This is a genomic window from Rhodococcus gordoniae (assembly GCF_001646655.1).
Taxonomy (GTDB): Bacteria; Actinomycetota; Actinomycetes; order Mycobacteriales; family Mycobacteriaceae; genus Rhodococcus; species Rhodococcus gordoniae.
The window spans coordinates 1-21,041 of sequence record NZ_LPZN01000031.1 but is presented as its reverse complement, the minus strand read 5'-3'; the positions used below and the strand labels follow the sequence as shown (position 1 = coordinate 21,041).

Here is a 21,041-nt window from a genome sequence, read left to right as displayed (position 1 = left end):
TGGAACGGGGGTGGATCAGGCTTCGGCGAGCGTGGGGGCGGCGACCTCGCGGTTCGCGACCAGCCAACGCTCTGCGTCGATGGACGCCGAGCATCCGGTGCCGGCGGCGGTGATCGCCTGACGATAGGTGTGGTCGACGAGGTCGCCGGCGGCGAAGACACCCGGCACGGACGTCGCGGTGGACGGCGCCGAGACCTTCACATAGCCCTCGTCGTCGAGGTCGACCTGACCCTTGACGAGCGAGCTGCGCGGGTCGTGGCCGACGGCGACGAACAGGCCGGTGACCGGGAGGTCGCTGCGCTCGCCGGTGACCGTGTCCTCGAGGACGAGGTTCGTGACGCTGTTCTCGCCCTGCACCTCGGCGACCCTCGCGTTGGTGACGAAGCGGATCTTCTCGTTGGCACGGGCGCGCTCGAGCATGATCTTCGACGCGCGGAACTCCTCGCGGCGGTGGATGAGGGTGACGCTGCGGGCGAAGCGCGTCAGGAAGGTCGCTTCCTCCATCGCGGAGTCGCCACCGCCGACGACGGCGATGTCCTGGTCGCGGAAGAAGAAGCCGTCGCAGGTGGCGCAGGCGGAGACGCCGCGGCCGAGCAGCTGCGACTCACCGGGCACGCCGAGATAACGCGGTTCGGCACCCATCGCGAGGATGACGGCGTGGCTGCGGTAGGTCTCGCCGTTGGCAACGACCGTCTTGACCGAGCCCGTCAGGTCCATCTCGTCGACGTCCTCGGTGCGCAGATCGGCGCCGAAACGCAGTGCCTGCTCGCGCATCTGATCCATGAGCTCCGGGCCCATGATCCCGTCCTTGAAACCCGGGAAGTTCTCGACCTCGGTGGTGGTCATGAGCTCCCCACCGAACTGGGTTCCCTCGAAGACGAGCGGGGAGAGTTCGGCGCGGGCCGCGTAGACCGCGGCGGTGTATCCGGCCGGTCCCGAACCGACGATGATGAGGTCGTGAATCGTGGGCGAGGTCGTCATGCGGCGAAGCCTTCCGGTTGGGTGATTCGGGGGCGCAAGAACTGCCGGCGGTCCGGCCGAAACCGGACGGCAGCCTACAGATACTGTCAACACCAGGGTAAACGGTGTTGTTCCCCTCCGACCGTGCGTCCCGCCACAGACGTCCTGTACGGAGCTCGGACGGTCGCGCTCGATGCGACCGCCGCTCGCTCAGACCGCGTCGGGTACGTCCCGCAGCGTCTCGCGGATCACACAGTGCGTACCGGTGTAGATCGTCGGCATGCACTTGTTGCAGTGGATGCACAGACCTTCCCGGGCCGAGTTGTCCTCGAACTTGCGCACGAGATACGGATCACGCAGCAGCGCACGGCCCATGGCGACGAACTCGAATCCCTCGTCGAGTGCCGTCTCGATGGTGTCGAGTCGGTTGATGCCGCCGAGCAGGATCAGTGGCAGGGACAGCTCGGACCGGAACTGGCGTGCCATCGGCAGGAAGAAGGCCTCCTCGAACGGGAGCTTCGGGAAGATCTTCGGTCCGTAGACCCTGAGTCCCCAGCCGACGACCTTCGGCTGCGACTCCTGGAACTCCTTCATCGGCACGTCGCCGCGGAAGAAGTACATCCCGTTGAGCAGCGAGCTGCCGCCCGTGAGCTGCATGGCGTCGATGGTGCCGTCGGACTCGATGAGCTTGGCCATAGGCAGCGACTCGTCGAGCCACAGACCCTGGGGTACGCCGTCGGTCATGTTGAACTTCGCGATGACGGCCACCCTCTCCCCCACTGCCGTGCGGACGGCCTCGAGCACACGACGCGGGAAGGCGGTGCGGTTGGCGATGCTGCCGCCGTACTGGTCGGAGCGCTTGTTGAGATTCGGGCTCATGAAAGAGCTCAGCAGATAGTTGTGGCCGAGGTGGACCTCGACGGCATCGAATCCGGCCTCGACGGCGAAGCGCGCGGCGCGGGCGTAGTTCTCGACCACCCGGTCGAGCTGCTCGAGTGTCGCGCCGCGGACGAGCCCCATGGCGGGGGCACTGATGCGCGTGGACGGTGCGAGCGTCTTCATCTTGTTGGAGATCTGGTTGGCGACGAGTCCGGCGTGGCCGATCTGCGCGGACGCCAGACCGCCGGCGGAGTGCACGGCGCCGGTGAGCCGGGTCAGGCCGGGCACGGCGTCGGCGTCGAGCACGAGGGTGTCGCGGTGGACGCGGCCGTCGTGGGAGACCGAGCAGTACGCCACGGTCGTGAGGGCGGTACCGCCGCGGGCGACCTCGGCGTGGAACTCGACGAGTTCGTCGGTGATGGTTCCGCGGGGCATCACACCTTCGAAGGTCGCTGCCTTCACGATGCGGTTGCGGAGGGTGAGCGGCCCGAGTCGGGCCGGCTCGAACACGGTGGGTCGCGGCGAAGACATGCCCCTACTTTCGATGCCAGTGGTACCGTAATTACGTTTCGACTATAACGCTGGTCACAGTCCGCGCCAGATCGATTCCCACTCAGCCCTGCGACATCACGGATCCCATGCCGACCACCACTCCCGGGCGTCCTCGCGACCCCCGAATAGACAACGACGTTCTCACCGTCACCCGCGACATGCTCCGCAGTCACGGCTGGGACGGACTGAGTCTGCGTGCCATCGCCGCCCGCGCCGGTGTCGGCCGCGCCGCTCTCACCCGCCGATGGCCGACCAAGGCCCACCTGGTGCTCGACGCGCTGCTCGGATCCGCACCCGACCTGACGCCCTACGACGGCATCGATCGCAAGGGCTGGATCGAATGGGTGGTCGCCGGGAGCATCGAGCTGTTCTCACGAGCGGAGGTCCGCGCAGCGCTGCCAGGGCTCCTCGCGGCACTGCGCGACCACGACGACCTCCGCAATACGCTTTGGCGCACGTTCAGCGGGCCCAGTACCGCTCTGTTCGTCGACGGTGAGGATTCGGACGTCGAGATCGATGCCAAGGCAGTGCTCGTGATGGCGGCGGGGTCGGCGCTGTTCGCCGGGCTCATCGCCGCGGAGGACGACACGCCCGCCCTGCGCACCCGGATCCTGGAACTGCTCTCCACGGTGGCGGAACGCTGACCGGAGGCGGTGCGCCGTCAGCCGATCGTCTTCCGGGCCAACGTTGCGGGATTGCCTGCGTCGCAGTCGGTTCCGACCACCAGCGCCGTCAATGCCGGAGCGTCGGCGCCGCTCATCAGGACGAGGACGGCATCGTCGTCCCCGAACCGCACGGTGCGTGAACCGAGAGGTGCCTGCCCGGAAAAACCGTTCGCGTCCAGACATTCCCGGAGACGATCGGGGCCGCCGAGAAGACCGGGCTCGGTCTCACCGATCATCGTCCGCAGAGCGGAGGGCTCGAGCAGGGTCTCGTCCTCCGCGGCCGCGACGGGAATCCGGGCCGGATCATCGTTGCCGAAAACAGTTCCGCGCACGACCATCACGAGCATCACCGCCACCGCGGCAGCCACCCCCACACCGGCCATCGCCCACCCTCGACGCTGCGCGAGCGTCCGGGACGGGGTGGGCCGGTCTTCCGCGAGCGCCGACTCGATCCGCGCGGCGATCTCGGGCGGAATCGCTTCCTTCGACGGAGCGTCGCGCAGGGCCGACAACCGCGCCTGCGTCGCATCGAGCCGCGCCAGATACGCGACGGCCTGGGGATCGCGACGTACGAGCGGCCACAACCGGTCCGCGAACGCCTCCTCGAGGACACCCGCATGCAGATCGGCGAGCAACTCGGCGGAGTACGGCGGACGCATCCCGGCAGAGTACGACGGAGGCACCTCGGCCGAGTACGACGGGCGCATATCGTCCTCGTTCATGCGCGACTCTCCTCCGCGGCTCGGCATCTCTCACCAGAGTAAGACGGAGGCGGGTCACAATCGGTTCCCGTCGGCGCGAAGGTCGTCGAGAAGGACCGCGAGCCGGCTCCGCGCGCGGGCGCACCGGCTCTTCACCGTGCCCTCCGGGATGCCGAGGCGCCGCGCGGCCTCCCGGACCGAGAAACCTTCGACGTCGACCGCGACGACAGCCGCTCGTTGCTCGGGTGGCAGTGCGAACAGGGCGGACTCGATGTCGAGTGCGACCTCGGCGTCGCGGATGGGGTCGCGGGCCGTACGCAGGTCGTGCGAATCGTCCTCGAACAGCGGGACCGTCACGCGTACGCGATTGCGGCGGATGCGATCGAGGCACGCGTTGACGACGATCGAATGCAACCAGCTGCGTACCGCGGCGTCCTCCCGGAAGCTCGACGCCCGCCGATGCGCCGCCAGCAGCGCCTCCTGCAAGGCGTCGGCTGCGTCCTCGTTCGAGTAACTGGTCCTCCGCGCGACCTGCCACAGATGGTCGTGATGTCGTGCCAGCAAGGTGGAGAAGGCGTGCCGGTCGCCCGCGACGTGTGCTGCGAGCAGTTCGACATCCGACACCACACGATCGGACGCCACCCCGTCCGCCGACACCCCGTCCGGCACAGCACAGCCGTCGTTCATACCCCCGTCGGGCACGGCGAGTTTTGCGATCCCCCCGAAAATTCGCACGCGCGGATGGTAGCCGATCCGGACGGTTCCGCCCGGCTGTCCGCGGTCAGCCTGCGGTGGTGAATTCCACTTCGGAGATGGAACTCTTGTTGCTTCCGCCGCTCGAGCTCAGATCGGTGATCCACAGCAGCACGTGCGAGGTCTGCCCGTCCGACTCGACCGGGATGGTGGTCTCACCGGAAGCCAGTGTGCCCGAACCGATCACCTGCGTCTGATCGAGCGACGTCGACTCGGAGGGAGCGCTGCGGACCTCGAGAACGGTGCCCGGCATGTCGGTGGTCACGGTCACCGAGGAGAGTTCCGATGCGTCGGCGAGCGTGAACAGAAGTCCGACACCGTTCTTCAGCGACGGGAACGGATCGAAATAGGCGTCGGTGCTCCACGAGGTGGACGGATCGCCGTCGATCGCCTGCGACGCGGTGGCCGGCGAGTCGGGTGTGCCCTGCGGGGAGAACACCGACACGGAGCGCGCCGAGACCGGAGCGGTCGCGGCGGGCCGCGGCGGCGCAGCCTCGGCCTGCCCGCCACCCGGCCCGTCCTCTGCGGGTGCCTCGGCCGTGGAGGTCAGGCCGAACTCCTGACTCGTCAGCGGAGCGTCGTCGGCGTCGCCGGCGAGCAGGTTCGCGATCCACCATCCGATGAGCGCGAGCAGCAGCACCGTCGTGACACCGAGCGCGGCGAGCGCGATGAGCATCCGCTGGGAGTGCTTCTTCTTCTGTTCCAGCGCCTCGGGATCCGCGAGCGCATGGGACTCGGCGGCGGCAGCGCGCTGCCCGATCCGCAGCGCCGGGATCATCTCGGTCTTCTGGTCGACGACCGAGGCCTGATCGAGGATGTGCTGCACGGTGGCGGCGGTACGGATGCCGCCGTCCTCGGACAGGGCGCGCACCGCGACCGCCGAGATCTCGAACGGGACATCGGGACGCAGGATGCGCGGTTCCACAGGGACACCGTCCGCGTTGCGGTCGGCCTCCGGCATCCCGCCGATGGTGGCACCGCTGTGGTGCGGGGCGGGCGCACCGCCCGGAGCCGTCGGCTCACCCAGCGGCCACCGCCCGGTCATGAGTCCGTAGAGGCTCGCACCGAGGCCGCGGACGTCGGCCATCGCGTCGGCATCGGAGAACGTCGCGGGGAAGGCCAGCACGGCGTCGCCGGCGACGCTGATCCGGATGCGGTCCGGGTGGTCGATCGACAGGGCGCTGCCCGCACGGTGCGTCGCCTCGGCCGCGGCCGCGAGTGCGCGGATCGCGCGGGCCGCACCGATCGGCGACGGCTCGGTGGTGGACATCTCCTTCAACGACCGGCCGGGGGTCCACTCCGAGACGACGATGCCGCCGGAGCTGCCGCGCACCACGTCGAGGACGCGGGCGAGGCCGGGCGAGTTGATTCGACCGAGACGCAGGGTGCGCGAGAGCACGGCCTGCGGGGAATCGGGGCCGGTGCCATCGGCTGCACGCTGTTCGGCGTCGACGAAGGTCAGCGCTACCTCACGGTCGAGCTTGACGTCGAGTGCCTGCCAGAAGCGCAGGCCGCGCGCTCCGCCGTGCGGCGCGAGAAGCCGGTAGCGACCACCGGCGACCGAGGCGCCGGCGATGAGGTCGGGGCCGCGCATCGGGCGGCGCGGCTGGGAGGCCGGACCCGTGACGCGCATCGGCGGGAGCTGCGGGGATCCGACCGGGATGACACCCGTGTCGAGGTTCGGATCGCGCGGCGGACGGCCGCCGTCCTTGCCGGCAGGTTTCTGCCGTGCGGCGGCATCGGCAGGTGTCTGCCGCGTGGCGGCATCGATGGTGGACTTGCCGGCAGCGTGGTCGTCGCTCACCCTCACTCCTTCGTTGTCGACTCGTCCACTTCCGGTGTGCAGACGCGGGTCGCCGCTGGGGGCCGCGAAGAACCGTGGTCGCCGGCTCCCGGACCGTACCTGCTGCTGATCAGGGTACGGGAGTTGTCCGTGTGCATTGCTGCGACCGGGCACGTCCCTGATGACGGGCATGACCTCTGTGATGGCGTCATAAGGTCCGACGCCGTACTCGCCGTAGTCGATACGCGGCAGGACGACGGTCTTCTCGGCATCCGATTCCGCGTAGCGCGGACGCGGGACGCGGGCGGGTGCTTCGCCGGCGGTCGTTCCGGTGTCGGGTTCGGCCGGTGCCTCCTCGGCCGGGGCGGTACCGCGCAGCGCCGCGACCTTCCGGCGCACGGCGGCCTCGATCGCGAGGATCTCCGGCACCTTGAGCAGGTACATCCCGACCAGGGCGACGAGCACCATCAGCACACCGTCGAGCCCGACCCGCACCAGCGAGCCGATGCCCCCGAAGCGGTCGGCGAGTGCGTCGAGCTGTAGGAGACGGTCGGTCGTCAGGACCACGATCGCCGCGGCCAGCGACGCGAGCACGACATGCCAGACCGTCCGGCCGACGTTCGCCATCTGCAGGTCGCCGAGCGTGCGGTGCAGCAGATAGCCGCCGATGAACGCTCCGACGGTGAACGCGATGCCGGTGGCCGCGCCGAGGAGCAGCACCACCTGCTCGTCGTTCGCCGCCACGACGGGTGCCAGTGCGGACAGACCGATCTTGACGGCGGTGATGCCGAGGATGATCCAGGTGGGGGTCCAGGCCTGTTCACGGGCGTAGAACACGCGCAGGTGGATGAGGACCAGGGCGTACGGGATGAGGGTGAACGCCGACCAGCTCACCGCCTGGCCGAGACGTTCGGCGTTGCTGTCGCCGAAGTTGCCGTAGCCGTACAGCGCGGCGCCGACCTGCGAGCCCGCGATCGTCAGGAAGGTGACGATCGGGATGAGCGAGATCATGGTGAGGCGGGTCGCGACGGACAGGTCGTCGACGACGGCCGGGGTGTCGTCCGCGGCGGCATTGCGGCTCAGCCGCGGCATGATCGCGGTGAGCACGGTGACACCGAGGACGCCGTAGGGCAGCTGCAGCAGCAGCCACGCGTTGTTGTAGATCGCGGGACCGGCTTCGTCGGCGCCCGACGACACGCGGGTCGCGAAGACCATGCCGGCCTGGCTGATCAGCACGTACAGCACGATCGCGGCGGCCATGCCACCGAACTGCCGGAGCCGGTCGTCGAGACCCCACAGCGGCCTGAGATCGATGCCCTCGCGGCGGAGCGCGGGTACCAGGCACATCGCCTGCGTGATCACGCCGAGCAGCACACCGACACCGAGGACGAGCAGTTTCGGATCGCTCATCCGGACCGGATCGAGGGTGATCTCACCCGGCATCAGGTAGTAGATCACCAGCACGGTGAGCACCACGAGGTTGTTGCACACCGGGGCCCACGCGCCCGGCTTGAACACCTGCCGGGTGTTGAGGATGCCCGTGAACAGGCCCGACAACCCGTAGAACATGATCGCGGGCAGGAGCAGGTACGACAGCGCCGTGGTCAGCGACGTCGACACCTTGCCGGACTCGTCGAGGAAGACGTGGGTGGTGAGGACCGGTGCCGCGGCCACGGCGAGAACCGTGGCGGTACCGAGCAGCACGAGCGCCGCGGTGAACAACCGGCGGACGAAGGCCTCACCGCCGTCGGGGTCCTCCCTCTCGGCCCGCACCAGCACCGGAACGACGATCGAGGTCAGGACGGCACCGAGTACCAGCTCGGAGATCATGTTGGGGATCTGGTGCGCCACGGTGAAGGACGACGCGACGCTCGCACCGAGCAGGGTGAGGACGAGCAGCTGCTTGAGGAAGCCGGTGATACGGCTGACCAGGGTCGCGACGGCGATGGAGCCGGTCGCCGCCAGCAGACTCTGCGGCTTGCGGCGACCCGCACCGGCACCCGTGACGTCCGGTGACGTGGTGGGCGAGTCGGGTGGCCCCGGGTTCGGGTGTGTCTCCACGTCGTCCCGTGTGGAGTTCCCGGTCATTTCTCATACCCTTCGTCGGCTGGGTCCGGCTCTCCCCGGAACCGGTGCAGAAGTCGCCTGCCCGCCAGGAACAGCAGAAGCGCTCCTGCACACCCCGTGACGACGGCGAGGATCCGGCCGTACGCATTGGAACGTACCGTCACCGTCGTCGGGCTGCCGAGCGGCAGGCCGGACTCGGTGGTGAGCGCGAACTCCAGTTCGAGTTTCCGCGAGTCGCTGATCTGCGCCGGCACGGTGAGGGTGCGGCTGCCGCGCGGCGGGAGCTGGGTGGGCCCGATATCGGTGACGTCCACCGCGGCGGGCACGTCCACCTGCAGGCGCACGGTGATGCCCACGGGCAGGTCGTTGCGGGCCGTCAGCAGCAGCGGACTCTGTTCGGACGTGAGGGTGTAGACACCGCCGGTGGAGATCACCGTCACGGCGTCGTAGATGTCGTCGACGGCCTCGCGCACCTCGGCGGCGCGGTGCTCGCCGGTCGCATAGGCGCCGTCGGCGTCGTCGCCGCGACGACCGGCCAGGGTCATCGCGCGCAGCAGGTCCTCGCGCAGCGGGGCGGTGAACTGCTGCGGGGTGAGCTGGGCCTGCGGGTCCTCGACCAGCGCGGTCTGGATCGCGTCGAGGCGGTGGATCTGTTCCTCGGCCTCGGACACGACGGCAGCCGAGGCACCGTCGGTGATCGCCTGCTCGGGATAGACGAGCAGCGAGGCGGTCGGATCGTTCGCGGTGCTCGCGGCCGCGTCGAGGAGCACGGCGAAGGGGCGGGGCGTGGTCAGACCCGACCGGACGAGCGTGGAGAGCATGGACAGCACGGCGGCGGCGTCGTCCGGTGACGCCGACCAGTTCTGCGGCGGCGCGAACAGCACCGATCGGCCCGCGGCCGGCGGTGCCTCCCCGGTGGCCTCGCTGACCGTCGGCACCAGTGCGGGCCAGGCCAGCGCCCCGAGGGAATCCTGCAGGCGGGCCGTGGAGGAGTCGCGGGTCAGGTCGTAGCGCGCCGCGGTGGGGACGAAGGAGGGTGTCTGCGGGTCGGTGCCCATTCCCGCCAGCGCCGCGGAACCGGACGAGTCGAACAGGGCGGCGGTGAGGCCGGAGACACCGGAGATCCGGAAGCCGTTGCCACCCGGCGCGGTGGACGCCGATGTGGTGCCGGCGAGCAGGGCGCGACCGCCTTCGACGGCGTTGTCGGACAGCAGGGCGGTCACCGGGCCGTCGGCGGTGAGCATCGATCCGGTCTTCTCGGTGAGGACACCGGCGTCGGGCCACACCACGCCCGGGGTGGAGGTGATGCCGAGGATCGAATCGACGATCGCTGCCGGTGACCCGAGCGCCGATTCGGTGAGCGACGAGTCGGCGAGGTCGGCGAGGGCGGTGAGATCGGCCTGGGCGAACGGCACCGCCATCGTGCAGGTCGTCGCAGCGAGGGCGCGCAACCGCCCGAGCCAGGCGACCGCGGCGTCCGTGCCCGTTCCCGGCCGTGCGTCGCCGGTCGGTTCGCTCGGGTCGTCGACCACCAGATAGTCGCGTGTCATGTTCGCCACGGTCACGAGGAGATCCGGATCGACGGCCAGGCACAGTCCCTCGAGGACGCGGGGCTCGGTGCGAGCGGTGTCTTCGACGGCGCGCAGCAGGCCGTCCAGCCGCCCGCCCTCGGCGAGCGAGACCGCGAGGTCGTCGTCGATCAGCCGTACGGGTTCGGCGCCGGAACCGGCCACGCCGGCGGCGAGCCGGGGCCGGTCGGCCAACGGCCACAGCATCGTGACCGCGGCGGGGCGGGACACATCGGGAGGCACGGCGGGGAACGACTTCTCGTCGCTGTCGAGCAGACCGCCGTCGGACGAGCGGGTCGTGCCCCGCGACCCGCCGTTCCCTGTTCCGGTCTCCTCGGCGATCTCGTCGCTCGCGGGAACCGCGAGGACGGGCAGCAGGAAGCGTGCATCGTCGAGCCGGGCCGCGCCGCCGTACTCGGGGACCCCGTTGACGTTCACCAGCAGCGGGTAGACGCCGGGAGTGTCGATGTCGAGCGAGGGAACCAGGTCGGAGCGCAGCGGCAGTTCGAGTTCGAAGTCGGTGCGCTCACCTTGTTCCAGCCGGTCGGCGACCTCCTCGAACTCGCCGACGGTGTCGAATCCGGCCTGGTCGAGGGACAGCGAGGTGCGCAGGGCCGCAGAATCCGAGATCACCGGTGCGCGCTGCAGCCGCACCCAGACGTCCTCGACGTCCCGGTCGCCGATGTTCGTCACCGTGCCGCGGACCCTGACGACGGACCCACTCGTGAGCGTGACGGTCTGCGGCGTCACCTCGTCGATGCTCAGCTCGAGGAAACGCGGCTGGTCGGGGTCGGTCTGCGTCGCCGCCGGATCCGCCGTCGCCGTCGGGAGAAGAGCCGCCGGCAGGAAAGGCGTCACGCCTGCCGTTGTGAGGACGAGTACGAGCACGGCGAGCACCGCGGCGCCCGCCCGGGACACCACCACCGTCATCCGCGTGGGGCCCCCGGTTCGTCGACGTCGGGAAGTCGCTTCTGATCCATCTCGGCGATGAGCCGATCGGCGATGTCCGCGAGTTTGCGCTCGTCGGCGTATGCCAGACGGTTCCGCAGTTCCCGCAGCGGCACCCACGCCACCTCGGTGACCTCGACGTCCGCGTCGGAGAGTTCTCCGCCCAGATAGCGCAGCAGGTAGTGGTGCACGGTCTTGTGGACCCGGCGCCCCTCGGTGACGAACCAGTAGTCGATGCTGCCCAGCTCGGCCAGGACCGTACTGCGCACCCCGGTCTCCTCGTGGACCTCGCGCATCGCGGTTTCCTCGGCGGTCTCACCCTGCTCGATGTGACCCTTCGGCAACGACCACAGCAGGCGGCCCCGGCGGTCGGTGCGGCCGATCAGCGCGGCACAGAGTTTCTCGGGCGGACCGCCGAGTCCGTCGACCACCAGACCTCCCGCGGAGGTCTCGCGGACGGTCCGCATGCGGGGTCCGGGCGAAGCGGACGAACCGGGTGAAGCGCCGTGAGCGGTCTTCTTGGTGCCCGCGCCACGCCGCCGCGAGCTGCGGCGGTTACGGTTGGCACGTTCGGCGGGCGACACCTCATAGATAGTAGATGGACCGACGTCGGTCCCGGCTCAACCACACGAACGTGCTGCTCGGTAAGGTGCAAAGACGTGAACTCCCCCACCGCGGACACCGACCGTCGTACCCGGCTGCTCGCCGGAGCCGAGGCCACTCTGCGTGATTTGTCCGACATCCTCGCCCCGCTGGGTGCGCGGTTCGCCGACGCCGGACACGAGCTGTATCTCGTCGGTGGCAGCGTGCGCGACGCGCTGCTCGGTCGCCTCGGCACCGATCTCGACTTCACCACCGACGCGCGTCCGGAGGTCGTGCAGGAGCTGCTGCGCGGATTCGTCGACCATCAGTGGGACACCGGCATCGACTTCGGCACGATCAGTGCGGTGAAGGGACTCGAGCAACTCGAGATCACCACCTTCCGCAGCGACGCCTACGACCGTGTCACGCGCCACCCCATCGTGAAGTACGGCACGAGTCTCGAGGACGATCTCGTGCGCCGCGACTTCACCGTCAACGCGATGGCCGTGCGCATCGGAGCGGACGGCGCGGGCGAGTTCGTCGACCCCCTCGGCGGCATGGACGCCTTGCTCGCCGGCGTGCTCGACACCCCCGCGAAGCCCGAGGACTCCTTCCACGACGACCCGTTGCGCATGCTCCGTGCGGCGCGCTTCGTCTCCCAGCTCGGATTCGCCCTCACCGAGCGCGTGCACACCGCGATCGTCGCCATGGCCGACGAGATCCTGCGGATCAGCGCGGAACGGGTGCAGGCCGAGCTCGACAAGCTGATCCTCGGCGACTACCCGATCGAAGGCATCGACACGATGGTCGAGACGGGGCTCGCGCAGCGGGTGATCCCCGAGATCCCCGCGATGAAACTCGAGATCGACGAGCACCACCAGCACAAGGACGTCTACTGGCATTCGCTGACCGTGCTGAAGCAGGCCATCGACCTCGAGGACGGCGACCCCGATCTCGTCCTACGGTGGGCCGCGCTGCTGCACGACATCGGCAAGCCCGGCACCAAGCGCAACGAGCCGCACGGCGGCGTCAGCTTCCATCATCACGAGGTGGTCGGCGCGAAACTCGTGCGCAAGCGCATGCGCGCGCTCAAGTACTCGAAGCAGATGATCGAGGACGTGAGCCGCCTGGTGTTCCTGCACCTGCGCTTCCACGGATACGGCAAGGGTCAGTGGACGGATTCGGCGGTCCGCCGATACGTGCACGATGCCGGGCCGCTGCTGCCGAAGCTCCACAAGCTCGTGCGCGCCGACTGCACGACCCGCAACAAGCGTCGTGCCGCTGCCCTGCGGTCCACCTACGACGGACTCGAGGAACGGATCGAGCGGATCGCCGCCGAAGAGGATCTCGCCAAGGTGCGGCCCGATCTCGACGGCAACGCGATCATGGAGCTTCTCGGGATCCCCGCAGGCCCGACGGTCGGCAAGGCGTGGACCTATCTCAAGGAGCTCCGGCTCGATCGCGGTCCGCTCGAGCGCGACGAGGCCGAGGCCGCGCTGCTCGAGTGGTGGGCGCACCAGCAGAAGGCCTGACCTCACACCGCCGTGACGGCGTCATCTCACACCGCCGTGACGGCGTCATCTCACACCGCCGTGACGGCGAGGTGAGCCAGATGTCACCGTGTGCTCACCGCGGGTGACGCCACGGCAACACCTGTTCTCCAGCATGGACACCGGCGTAGTCGAGACGGTGTCGAGGAGTTGCGGGATGCAGGACGAGATCACCACGGTGAAATCCACCTGCTCCTACTGCGGTGTGGGATGCGGGATGCTCCTCGACGTCGCCGTCGATCCGGTGACGGGCGATCGACGAGTGGTGAGGGCATACGGAGACAAGGATCATCCGGCCAACAGGGGACGGTTGTGCACGAAGGGCGCGACGAGCGCCGAGATGCTCGCCGCCGGGGGCCGGCTCGAGACGGCGTGGCTGCGCAGCGAGCGGTCCGACGCCCTACCTTCCGAGCACGCAGCCGACCTCGCACCGTTTCCTCTCGACGATGCGATCGCCGAAACCGCGCGGCGCCTGAGCGGCATCGTCGCGTCCCACGGCCCCGATGCGGTGTCCCTCTACGTCTCGGGACAGATGTCGCTCGAGGCCCAGTACCTCGCGACCAAGCTCGCGAAGGGATACCTGCGCACCTCGTACATGGAGTCGAACTCGAGACTGTGCATGGCCGGCGCCGCGACCGGCTACAAGCAGTCGCTCGGATCCGACGGCCCGCCCGGCTCGTACGAGGACTTCGACCATGCCGACGTCTTCTTCGTGTCGGGTTCCAACATGGCCGACTGCCATCCCATCCTCTTCCTCCGCATGATGGATCGGGTCAAGGCGGGAGCGCGACTGATCGTCGTCGATCCGCGACGCAGCGCGACCGCCGACAAGGCCGACCTGTTCCTGCAGATCACGCCGGGCACCGACCTGGCGTTGCTCAACGGACTGCTGCACCTGATCGTCGAGAACGGGCACGTCGACCGCGCCTTCGTCGAGGAGTTCACCGACGGCTGGGACGCCATGGAGTCCTTCCTCGTCGACTACCCACCGCACCTCGTCGCCGAGGTCACCGGTCTGGCCGAGGCCGACATCCGCACGGCGGCGCAGTGGATCGGCGAGGCCGGCGAGTGGATGAGTTGCTGGACGATGGGTCTGAACCAGAGCACCCACGGCACGTGGAACACCAACGCGATCTGCAATCTGCACCTCGCGACCGGGGCGATCTGCCGCACCGGCAGTGGGCCGTTCTCCCTCACCGGCCAGCCCAACGCCATGGGTGGCCGCGAGATGGGATACATGGGGCCGGGCCTGCCGGGGCAGCGCAGTGTCCTCTCCGTCGACGACCGCGCGTTCGTCGAGGACCGCTGGTCGCTGCCGCGCGGCACGCTGCGCACCGAGGGCGGCGGCGGCACCGTCGACATGTTCGAGCGGATGGCGGCCGGAGAGATCAAGGCGTGCTGGATCATCTGCACCAATCCCGTGGCGTCGATAGCGAATCGGTCCACCGTTCTCGAGGCGCTCGGGAAGGCCGACCTGGTGATCGTGCAGGACGTCTATCGTGAGACCGAAACGGCTTCGTACGCAGATGTTCTCCTCCCTGCTGCTCTGTGGGCCGAATCCGAGTACGTCACCGTGGGATCCGACCGCACCGTCAATCTCCTGCAGCAGGCCGTCGAACCCGTCGGCGAGTCGCTGCCCGACTGGAAGATCATCGCGCGGGTCGCGCAGGAGATGGGTTTCGGCGATGCCTTCGACTATTCGAGTGCCGAGGAGATCTTCGAGGAGATCACCGGATTCGCGAACCCGCAGACCGGATACGACCTGCGCGGCATGACCTACGACCGCCTGCGGGAAGGGCCGGTGCAGTGGCCGTGCCCGCCGCAGTCGACCGAGACCCGGCACCCCGTCCGCTATCTCAACGACGGGGCGAGCCGGACGCCGGTGGTGCGCGAGGACGGTTCCGGACCGCGCCTGGCGTTCGCGACCCCCGGCGGCCGTGCCCGTTTCTTCCCGCGCCCGCACATGCCCGCCGCGGAGATGCCGGACGACGAGCACCCGTTCGTCCTGAATACCGGGCGGGTCCAGCACCAGTGGCACACCCTCACCAAGACGGGGAAGGTCGAGAAACTCACCAAGCTGAATTCCGGGCCGTTCGTCGAGATCAATCCCGAGGACGCCCGACGCCTGTCGATCGTCGAGGATGATCGCGTCGAGATCGTGTCGCGTCGCGGCCGGGCCGTGCTGCCGGCCGTCGTCACCGATCGGGTGCTGCCCGGGAACTGTTTCGCGCCCTTCCACTGGAACGACCTGTTCGGCGACGAGCTCGCCGTCAACGCCGTGACGAACGACGCCGTCGACCCGGCCTCGCTGCAACCCGAGTTCAAGGTCTGCGCCGTATCGGTGCGGAAGGGCGCGGGCGGAATCGAACCGGTACTCGAGGGCGGCTCGGTGATCGATCGCCTCGAGACGGTGCTGGGGCTCGAGAGCATTCCCGCGCCGACCTTCGACGACGCCGAACGCGGTTATCTCGCCGGGTTGCTCGCCGGACTCAGAACTACGGATGTCACTGCGACACCGGTACTTCCCACGACCGCGCCGTTCCCGGCCGACAAGCGCGCCTGGGTCGACGGGTTGCTCGCCGGAATGTACGTGCACTCGGTTCCGGTTCCCGGCGCGGCCCCCGGCGAGACGGTGCCGGACGGGCCGGCCGTCGTGGTGGCCTGGGCGTCGCAGACCGGCAACGCCGAATCCTTCGCGGCGAGTTGCGCACAGCGGCTCGGCGATGCCGGTCGAGCGGTGCGCTCGGCGGGACTGAACGAACTCGACATCGCGACGCTGGCGGACATCGAGGAATTCGTGGTCGTCACGAGCACCTTCGGCGACGGCGACCCGCCCGACAACGGCGGTTCGTTCTGGCGGGCACTCGACGCCGACACCGCGCCCGTTCTGTCCGGAATGCGCTACGCGGTACTGGCTTTCGGTGACTCGAGTTACGACGATTTCTGCGGATTCGGACGTCGCGTCGACGACCGTCTGAGTGTTCTCGGCGCGACCCGCCTGACCGGGCGTGTCGACTGCGAACCCGGAGAGGACGAGCGCGCACAGAACTGGCTCGAGTCGCTCGTACCGATGCTGGGAGGCTCGACGGCCCCGGTTGCCTCGGCCGCGCCGGCTCCGGTCTCTCCCGTCTACACCCGCAACTCGCCGCTCGTCACGCGGATCACCCGCAATATCGCACTCAGCGGCGCGGGTTCGGCGAAGGACGTGCGCCAGTTCGGATTCGAGATCTTCGATCCCGCATTCGAATACGAGGCCGGCGACGCCCTCGGGGTGATGCCGACGAACGGCCCGGAAGCCGTCGACGAATGGCTCCAGGTCACGGCCCTCGACGCGGAGACCGCCGTCGAACTCGGCGACCGTCCCACCGTGCCGCTGCGGGAGGCCGCGACGCGTCACCTCGACATCACCCGGGTGACACCGGAACTGCTCCGGTTCGTGCAGAAGCAGAGCGGCAGTGCCGAACTCGCGAAGCTATTGCGACCGGGCAACAAGATCGAGCTGCAGCAGTGGCTGTACGGGCGGCAGGCGATGGACGTCATCGCCGAGTACCCGTTCAAGGCACCCTGGGTCGAATGGAAGGAGCTGCTCGGTCGTCTTCGCCCGCGCCTGTACTCGATCTCGTCGAGCCCCAGGACGAATCCCCGCGAGGTGCAGCTGACGGTGTCGGTGGTGCGCTACGAGTTCGAGGGTCGCTCCCGGGCGGGCGTGTGCTCGTCCTTTCTCGCCGATCACAGCAAGGGCATGGACATTCCGATCTTCGTGCAGCGTAACGAACACTTCCGGCCGCCGGCGGCGGAGACCGACATGATCATGGTCGGTCCGGGCACGGGCATCGCGCCGTTCCGTGGTTTCCTCCACGATCGTCGCGAGGCCGGGCACACGGGCCGCAACTGGCTGTTCTTCGGTGACCAGCGAGCCGAGACCGACTATCTCTACCGCGAGGAGATCGAGTCGATGCACGAGGGCGGCTTCCTCACCGAACTGGCCCTGGCGTTCTCCCGCGACCAGCGGCAGAAGATCTACGTGCAGGACCGGATGCGCGAGCACGGCGCGCAGGTGTGGAAGTGGCTGCAGGACGGCGCTCACTTCTACGTGTGCGGCGATGCCGGACGTATGGCGAAGGACGTCGACGCGGCCCTGCGCGAGGTGGTGCAGACCCACGGACGGCTCGACCGGGACGCCGCCGCGGCGTACGTCGAGCAGATGGCCGCCGACAAGCGGTACGTCCGCGACGTCTACTGATTCCCTTGTTTGTCCGCAGACGCGGATATAACGTGTCGTTCATGACGTATATGCGGAGTCGAGAGTGACTGCGATCCGGATCCGCGAGGCCGCGTCGCTGCTGGGAGTCAGCGACGACACGGTCCGCCGCTGGATCGACCAAGGGCTGCTGCAGGCCGGCAAGGACTCCGCCGGACGCAAGACCGTCGACGGCGGCGAACTGGCCGAGTTCGCGCGCACCCAGGCGGCCTCCGGCCCCGACCTGCTCGGGGTGGGCAGCTCCGCCCGCAACCGCTTCGTCGGACTCGTCACGCGCGTCGTGTCCGACACCGTCATGTCGCAGGTGGAGATGCAGTGCGGTCCGCACCGGGTCGTCTCGCTCATGAGCACCGAGGCCGTGACCGAACTCGGTCTCGAGCCGGGCAGCATCGGTGTGGCCGTCGTGAAGGCGACCACCGTCATCGTCGAGACACCCGGAGGGTCCGAATGAGGCGCCGGGCGCTCGCCGTGCTCGCTGCCGCTGCGGCGCTGACGTCGTGCGGCAGCGGTGGAGGGGACTCGGAGGTCCTCACGGTCTACGCGGCGGCCTCGCTTCGGGCTCCGTTCACCGAGATCGCAGAACGATTCGAGCAGACGAACCCCGGAGTGACGGTGGAGTTCTCCTTCGCCGGCTCGTCCGATCTCGAGACCCAACTCGAGCAGGGCGCACCGGCCGACGTCTTCGCCTCCGCCGACACCCGCACGATGGATTCCGCCGTCGAGGCCGGACTCGTTACCGGTGAACCGATCCCGTTCGCGACCAACACGCTCACGATCGTCACCGAACCCGGGAACCCCGAGAACATCACGTCGTTCGCCGATCTCACCGGAAAGGGTGTCTCGGTGGTCGTGTGTGCGCCTCAGGTGCCGTGCGGTGCGGCCACCACGCGACTCGAGGAGGCTGCCGGTACCGACCTCGAGCCGGTGTCCGAGGAGTCGTCGGTGACCGACGTGCTCGGCAAGGTCACCTCGGGTCAAGCCGATGCCGGTCTGGTCTACGTCACCGACGCGACGAGAGCCGGCGAGACCGTCTCCGTCGTCTCCGTTCCGGAGGCTGCGGAGATCGTCAACGTCTATCCCATCGCAAGGCTGTCGGATTCCGGCAACGCCACTCGCGCCGATGATTTCGTGCTCTTCGTCACCGGTGCGGACGGCCGGGCAGTCCTCGCCGATGCGGGCTTCGGTATACCGTGACCGCGACGGGACTGCCCCGGTGGTTGTTCGTCCCCGCCGCGCTCGGGTTGCTGTTCGTCGTCGTGCCCCTGGTGGCGATGCTGCTCACCGTCGACTGGACGACGTTCCCGTCGCTCGTGACGTCTCCGGCGTCCCTCGACGCGCTCGCATTGAGCCTGCGCACCTCCGCGGCCGCTACGGCATTGTGCCTCGTGCTCGGCGTGCCTCTCGCGGTGGTGCTCGCGCGCAGCCCCTTCCGCTGGATATCCGTGATCCGCGGGTTCGTCCTGCTGCCGCTCGTGCTGCCACCGGTCGTGGGTGGCATCGCCCTGCTCTACACCTTCGGACGCCGGGGGCTGATCGGTGAGCATCTCCACGCGCTCGGCGTGCAGATCGCCTTCACCACCACGGCGGTCGTGCTCGCGCAGACCTTCGTCGCGCTGCCCTTCCTCGTCACGAGTCTCGAAGGGGCGCTGCGCAGCGCCGGTTCGCGCTACGAGGACGTCGCGGCCACGCTCGGGGCGCGCCCCACGACGGTCTTCCGGCGCATCACCCTGCCTCTCGTGCTACCCGGTCTCGTCTCGGGTTCGGTGCTCGCATTCGCCCGTGCCCTGGGTGAATTCGGCGCGACCCTCACCTTCGCCGGCAGCCTGCAGGGCGTGACCCGCACGCTCCCGCTCGAGATCTATCTGCAGCGGGAAACCGACCCGGACGCCGCCGTCGCCCTGTCGCTGGTACTGATCCTGGTGGCCGTCGTGATCGTCGTGGCCGTGTACTCGCGGCGGAAGGAGCGGCCGCTGTGAGCCTCACGGTGCGGGCCCGGGTCGCCGCACGCGATGTCGACGTCGAACTGGAGGTCGCGCAGGGTGAGATCGTCGCGGTGCTCGGCCCGAACGGTGCCGGAAAGTCGACCCTCCTGGGTGTGGTGTCCGGGCTGCTGCGTCCCGATGGCGGTCGCGTCGAACTGGACGGCCGCGTCCTCACCGACACCGCGACCGGTGTCGCTGTGGCTCCGCACGACCGGTCGGTGGTGCTGCTCGCCCAGCAGGCCCTGCTCTTCCCGCACCTGACCGTCGCGGGCAACGTGGAGTTCGCGCCGCGCAGTGCGGGTGTGGGCCGGCGTGAAGCCTGTGCCCGCGCCGAGAGATGGCTCCGGGAGGTCGATGCGGCGGATCTCGCCGATCGCCGCCCGCACGAACTGTCGGGTGGACAGGCACAGCGGGTCGCGCTCGCGCGTGCCCTGGCGGCCGAGCCGCACCTGTTGTTGCTCGACGAGCCGATGGCCGCGCTCGACGTCACCGCGACGCCGGTGCTGCGGTCGTTGCTGCGGCGCGTCCTGCGCGACAGCGGCCGCACGGCCCTGCTCGTCACCCACGACCCGCTGGACGTGCTCGCACTCGCCGATCGGGTGATCGTGATCGAGGCCGGCCGCATCGTCGAGGACGGACCGGTACGCCGGGTGCTGACGCGACCGCGCAGCGCCTTCGCCGCCCGCATCGCGGGGACCAATCTCGTGACCGGAACCGTACGACAGGACGCGCTGGAATCCGCGGACGGTGTCGTCCACGGTCGCGTCCACGACGACTGCGTTCCGGGCACGGCAGCCGTCGCCGTCTTCGCGCCGTCGGCGGTGGCCGTCTACACCGATGCCCCGCACGGGAGCCCTCGCAACGCCCTGCGCGTGAGGATCGCGGAACTCGAGGCGCAGGGATCGACGGTGCTCGTGCGGTCGGGTACGGGTATCGCCGCGGAGATCACGACGGCGGCACTCGCCGACCTGGACGTCCACCCGGGCGACGTCGTGTGGTTCGTCGTGAAGGCCACGGAGGTGGGGATCCATCCGGCCGCGCTGCGCTCGTGAGCGATACCACGCTGCACGCGTGATCAGCACCGCGCGCGGCGCACCGCGAGCACGGCGGCGAGGCCGATCAGGTACACGACCCCGCCTGCGACGGCCAGTGCGGGCGTGCGTCCGTCGGGATCGATCATGAAGGCCGTCACGACGATCGCGCCGAGGAAGGCGATGTTGAAGACGGTGTCCTGCAATGCGAAGACGCGTCCTCTGCGGGCGTCGTCGATGTCGATCTGCATCGCCGCATCGCCGGTGAGTTTGATGGTCTGACCGGCGAGACCGAGCAGGAATGCCGCGGCGAGCAGTGGTCCGGCCGCCACGGTGGTGACGAGCGTGAACTGGACGATCGCGGCGGCGATCAAGCCGAGCGTGACGGTGCGTGGACGGCCCAGCCTGGGGATCAGGATCGGTGCGAGTACCGCTGCGAGGAGCATGCCGGCGGCGGTGCAGGCGACCGCGACACCGAATCCGGAGAAGCCCGTCAGCAGATCGGAGCCGCTGTCCCCGGCCGGAGCACCGGAGTTGCCGCCCGCGGCGCGCAGTACGAGCACCATGATGAGTGTGTCGATGCCGAACACGATGCGGTGCGCGCCGATTCCGAGCATCGCGACGGTGACACCCGGCGCGTCGAGCACGGCACGCGCACCGGTCCGCTGACCCGACCGGACGCTTCGGAGCACCGTCCGGGGTCTGTTTCCCTCTGCGCCCAGCGCAGTCGCGCCGCATCCGGTGCCGGCGCGCGTCCCG

15 protein-coding genes are annotated in these 21,041 nt (G+C 69.2%); 7 read left to right on the top strand and 8 right to left on the bottom strand.

The window, feature by feature from the left end; genetic code table 11:
- Positions 1-15: 15 nt before the first annotated feature.
- Together trxB and A8G18_RS13240 are read right to left on the bottom strand one after the other, a co-directional pair.
- Positions 16-981, bottom strand: coding sequence for a thioredoxin-disulfide reductase (trxB, locus tag A8G18_RS13245; RefSeq protein WP_016931536.1), 966 nt, complete (start codon positions 979-981; stop codon positions 16-18).
- 189 nt (positions 982-1,170) lie between these two features.
- Positions 1,171-2,370 carry an NADH:flavin oxidoreductase gene (locus A8G18_RS13240; protein WP_064064241.1) on the bottom strand — a complete coding sequence of 400 codons (1,200 nt, stop codon included), beginning with the start codon at positions 2,368-2,370 and terminating at the stop codon, positions 1,171-1,173.
- Positions 2,371-2,477: 107 nt separating this feature from the next.
- Between A8G18_RS13240 and A8G18_RS13235 the strand changes: the two genes are divergently transcribed.
- Positions 2,478-3,035 (top strand): TetR family transcriptional regulator, encoded by a 558-nt coding sequence (locus tag A8G18_RS13235; protein WP_016931538.1) that lies wholly within the window; start codon positions 2,478-2,480, stop codon positions 3,033-3,035.
- Positions 3,036-3,052: 17 nt separating this feature from the next.
- Here the strand turns inward: A8G18_RS13235 and A8G18_RS13230 are convergent, their stop codons facing one another.
- The 5 genes from A8G18_RS13230 to A8G18_RS13210 all read right to left on the bottom strand — a co-directional run bounded on the left by A8G18_RS13230 (position 3,053) and on the right by A8G18_RS13210 (position 11,460).
- Positions 3,053-3,778, bottom strand: a complete 726-nt coding sequence (locus A8G18_RS13230) for a hypothetical protein (protein WP_245207873.1) — start codon at positions 3,776-3,778, stop codon at positions 3,053-3,055.
- 54 nt (positions 3,779-3,832) lie between these two features.
- A complete protein-coding gene (sigM, locus tag A8G18_RS13225; protein WP_064064269.1) occupies positions 3,833-4,381 on the bottom strand; it encodes an RNA polymerase sigma factor SigM in 549 nt (182 codons plus the stop codon).
- Between the two features lie 157 nt (positions 4,382-4,538).
- Positions 4,539-8,381 carry a murein biosynthesis integral membrane protein MurJ gene (murJ, locus tag A8G18_RS13220; protein WP_064064240.1) on the bottom strand — a complete coding sequence of 1,281 codons (3,843 nt, stop codon included), beginning with the start codon at positions 8,379-8,381 and terminating at the stop codon, positions 4,539-4,541.
- The gene (locus tag A8G18_RS13215) at positions 8,378-10,858 is read right to left on the bottom strand and encodes a DUF6049 family protein (RefSeq protein WP_064064239.1); all 2,481 of its coding nucleotides are present in this window, start codon (positions 10,856-10,858) and stop codon (positions 8,378-8,380) included. The genes murJ and A8G18_RS13215 overlap by 4 nt, the downstream gene beginning before the upstream one ends.
- Positions 10,855-11,460, bottom strand: a complete 606-nt coding sequence (locus A8G18_RS13210) for an NUDIX hydrolase (RefSeq protein WP_064064238.1) — start codon at positions 11,458-11,460, stop codon at positions 10,855-10,857. The genes A8G18_RS13215 and A8G18_RS13210 overlap by 4 nt, the downstream gene beginning before the upstream one ends.
- Before the next feature lie 75 nt (positions 11,461-11,535).
- Between A8G18_RS13210 and A8G18_RS13205 the strand changes: the two genes are divergently transcribed.
- The 6 genes from A8G18_RS13205 (at position 11,536) to A8G18_RS13180 (ending at position 20,303) form a co-directional block, all read left to right on the top strand.
- Positions 11,536-12,990: a CCA tRNA nucleotidyltransferase gene (locus tag A8G18_RS13205; RefSeq protein WP_064064237.1), complete on the top strand. Its 1,455-nt coding sequence runs from the start codon at positions 11,536-11,538 to the stop codon at positions 12,988-12,990.
- Positions 12,991-13,165: 175 nt separating this feature from the next.
- Positions 13,166-17,251, top strand: a complete 4,086-nt coding sequence (locus tag A8G18_RS13200; protein WP_064064236.1) for a bifunctional nitrate reductase/sulfite reductase flavoprotein subunit alpha — start codon at positions 13,166-13,168, stop codon at positions 17,249-17,251.
- Positions 17,252-17,315: 64 nt separating this feature from the next.
- Complete coding sequence (locus A8G18_RS13195; protein WP_064064235.1) at positions 17,316-17,720, top strand: TOBE domain-containing protein; 405 nt, start codon at positions 17,316-17,318, stop codon at positions 17,718-17,720.
- The gene (gene modA / locus A8G18_RS13190; RefSeq protein WP_064064234.1) at positions 17,717-18,463 is read left to right on the top strand and encodes a molybdate ABC transporter substrate-binding protein; all 747 of its coding nucleotides are present in this window, start codon (positions 17,717-17,719) and stop codon (positions 18,461-18,463) included. The genes A8G18_RS13195 and modA overlap by 4 nt, the downstream gene beginning before the upstream one ends.
- Positions 18,460-19,245, top strand: a complete 786-nt coding sequence (locus tag A8G18_RS13185) for an ABC transporter permease (RefSeq protein ID WP_064064233.1) — start codon at positions 18,460-18,462, stop codon at positions 19,243-19,245. Before modA ends, A8G18_RS13185 begins: the two co-directional genes overlap by 4 nt.
- Positions 19,242-20,303, top strand: coding sequence for a sulfate/molybdate ABC transporter ATP-binding protein (locus tag A8G18_RS13180; protein WP_064064232.1), 1,062 nt, complete (start codon positions 19,242-19,244; stop codon positions 20,301-20,303). The genes A8G18_RS13185 and A8G18_RS13180 overlap by 4 nt, the downstream gene beginning before the upstream one ends.
- Before the next feature lie 23 nt (positions 20,304-20,326).
- Here A8G18_RS13180 and A8G18_RS13175 read toward each other — a convergent pair.
- Positions 20,327-21,041: MFS transporter (locus tag A8G18_RS13175; protein WP_167352096.1), on the bottom strand; the 715-nt coding region annotated here is incomplete at its 5' end.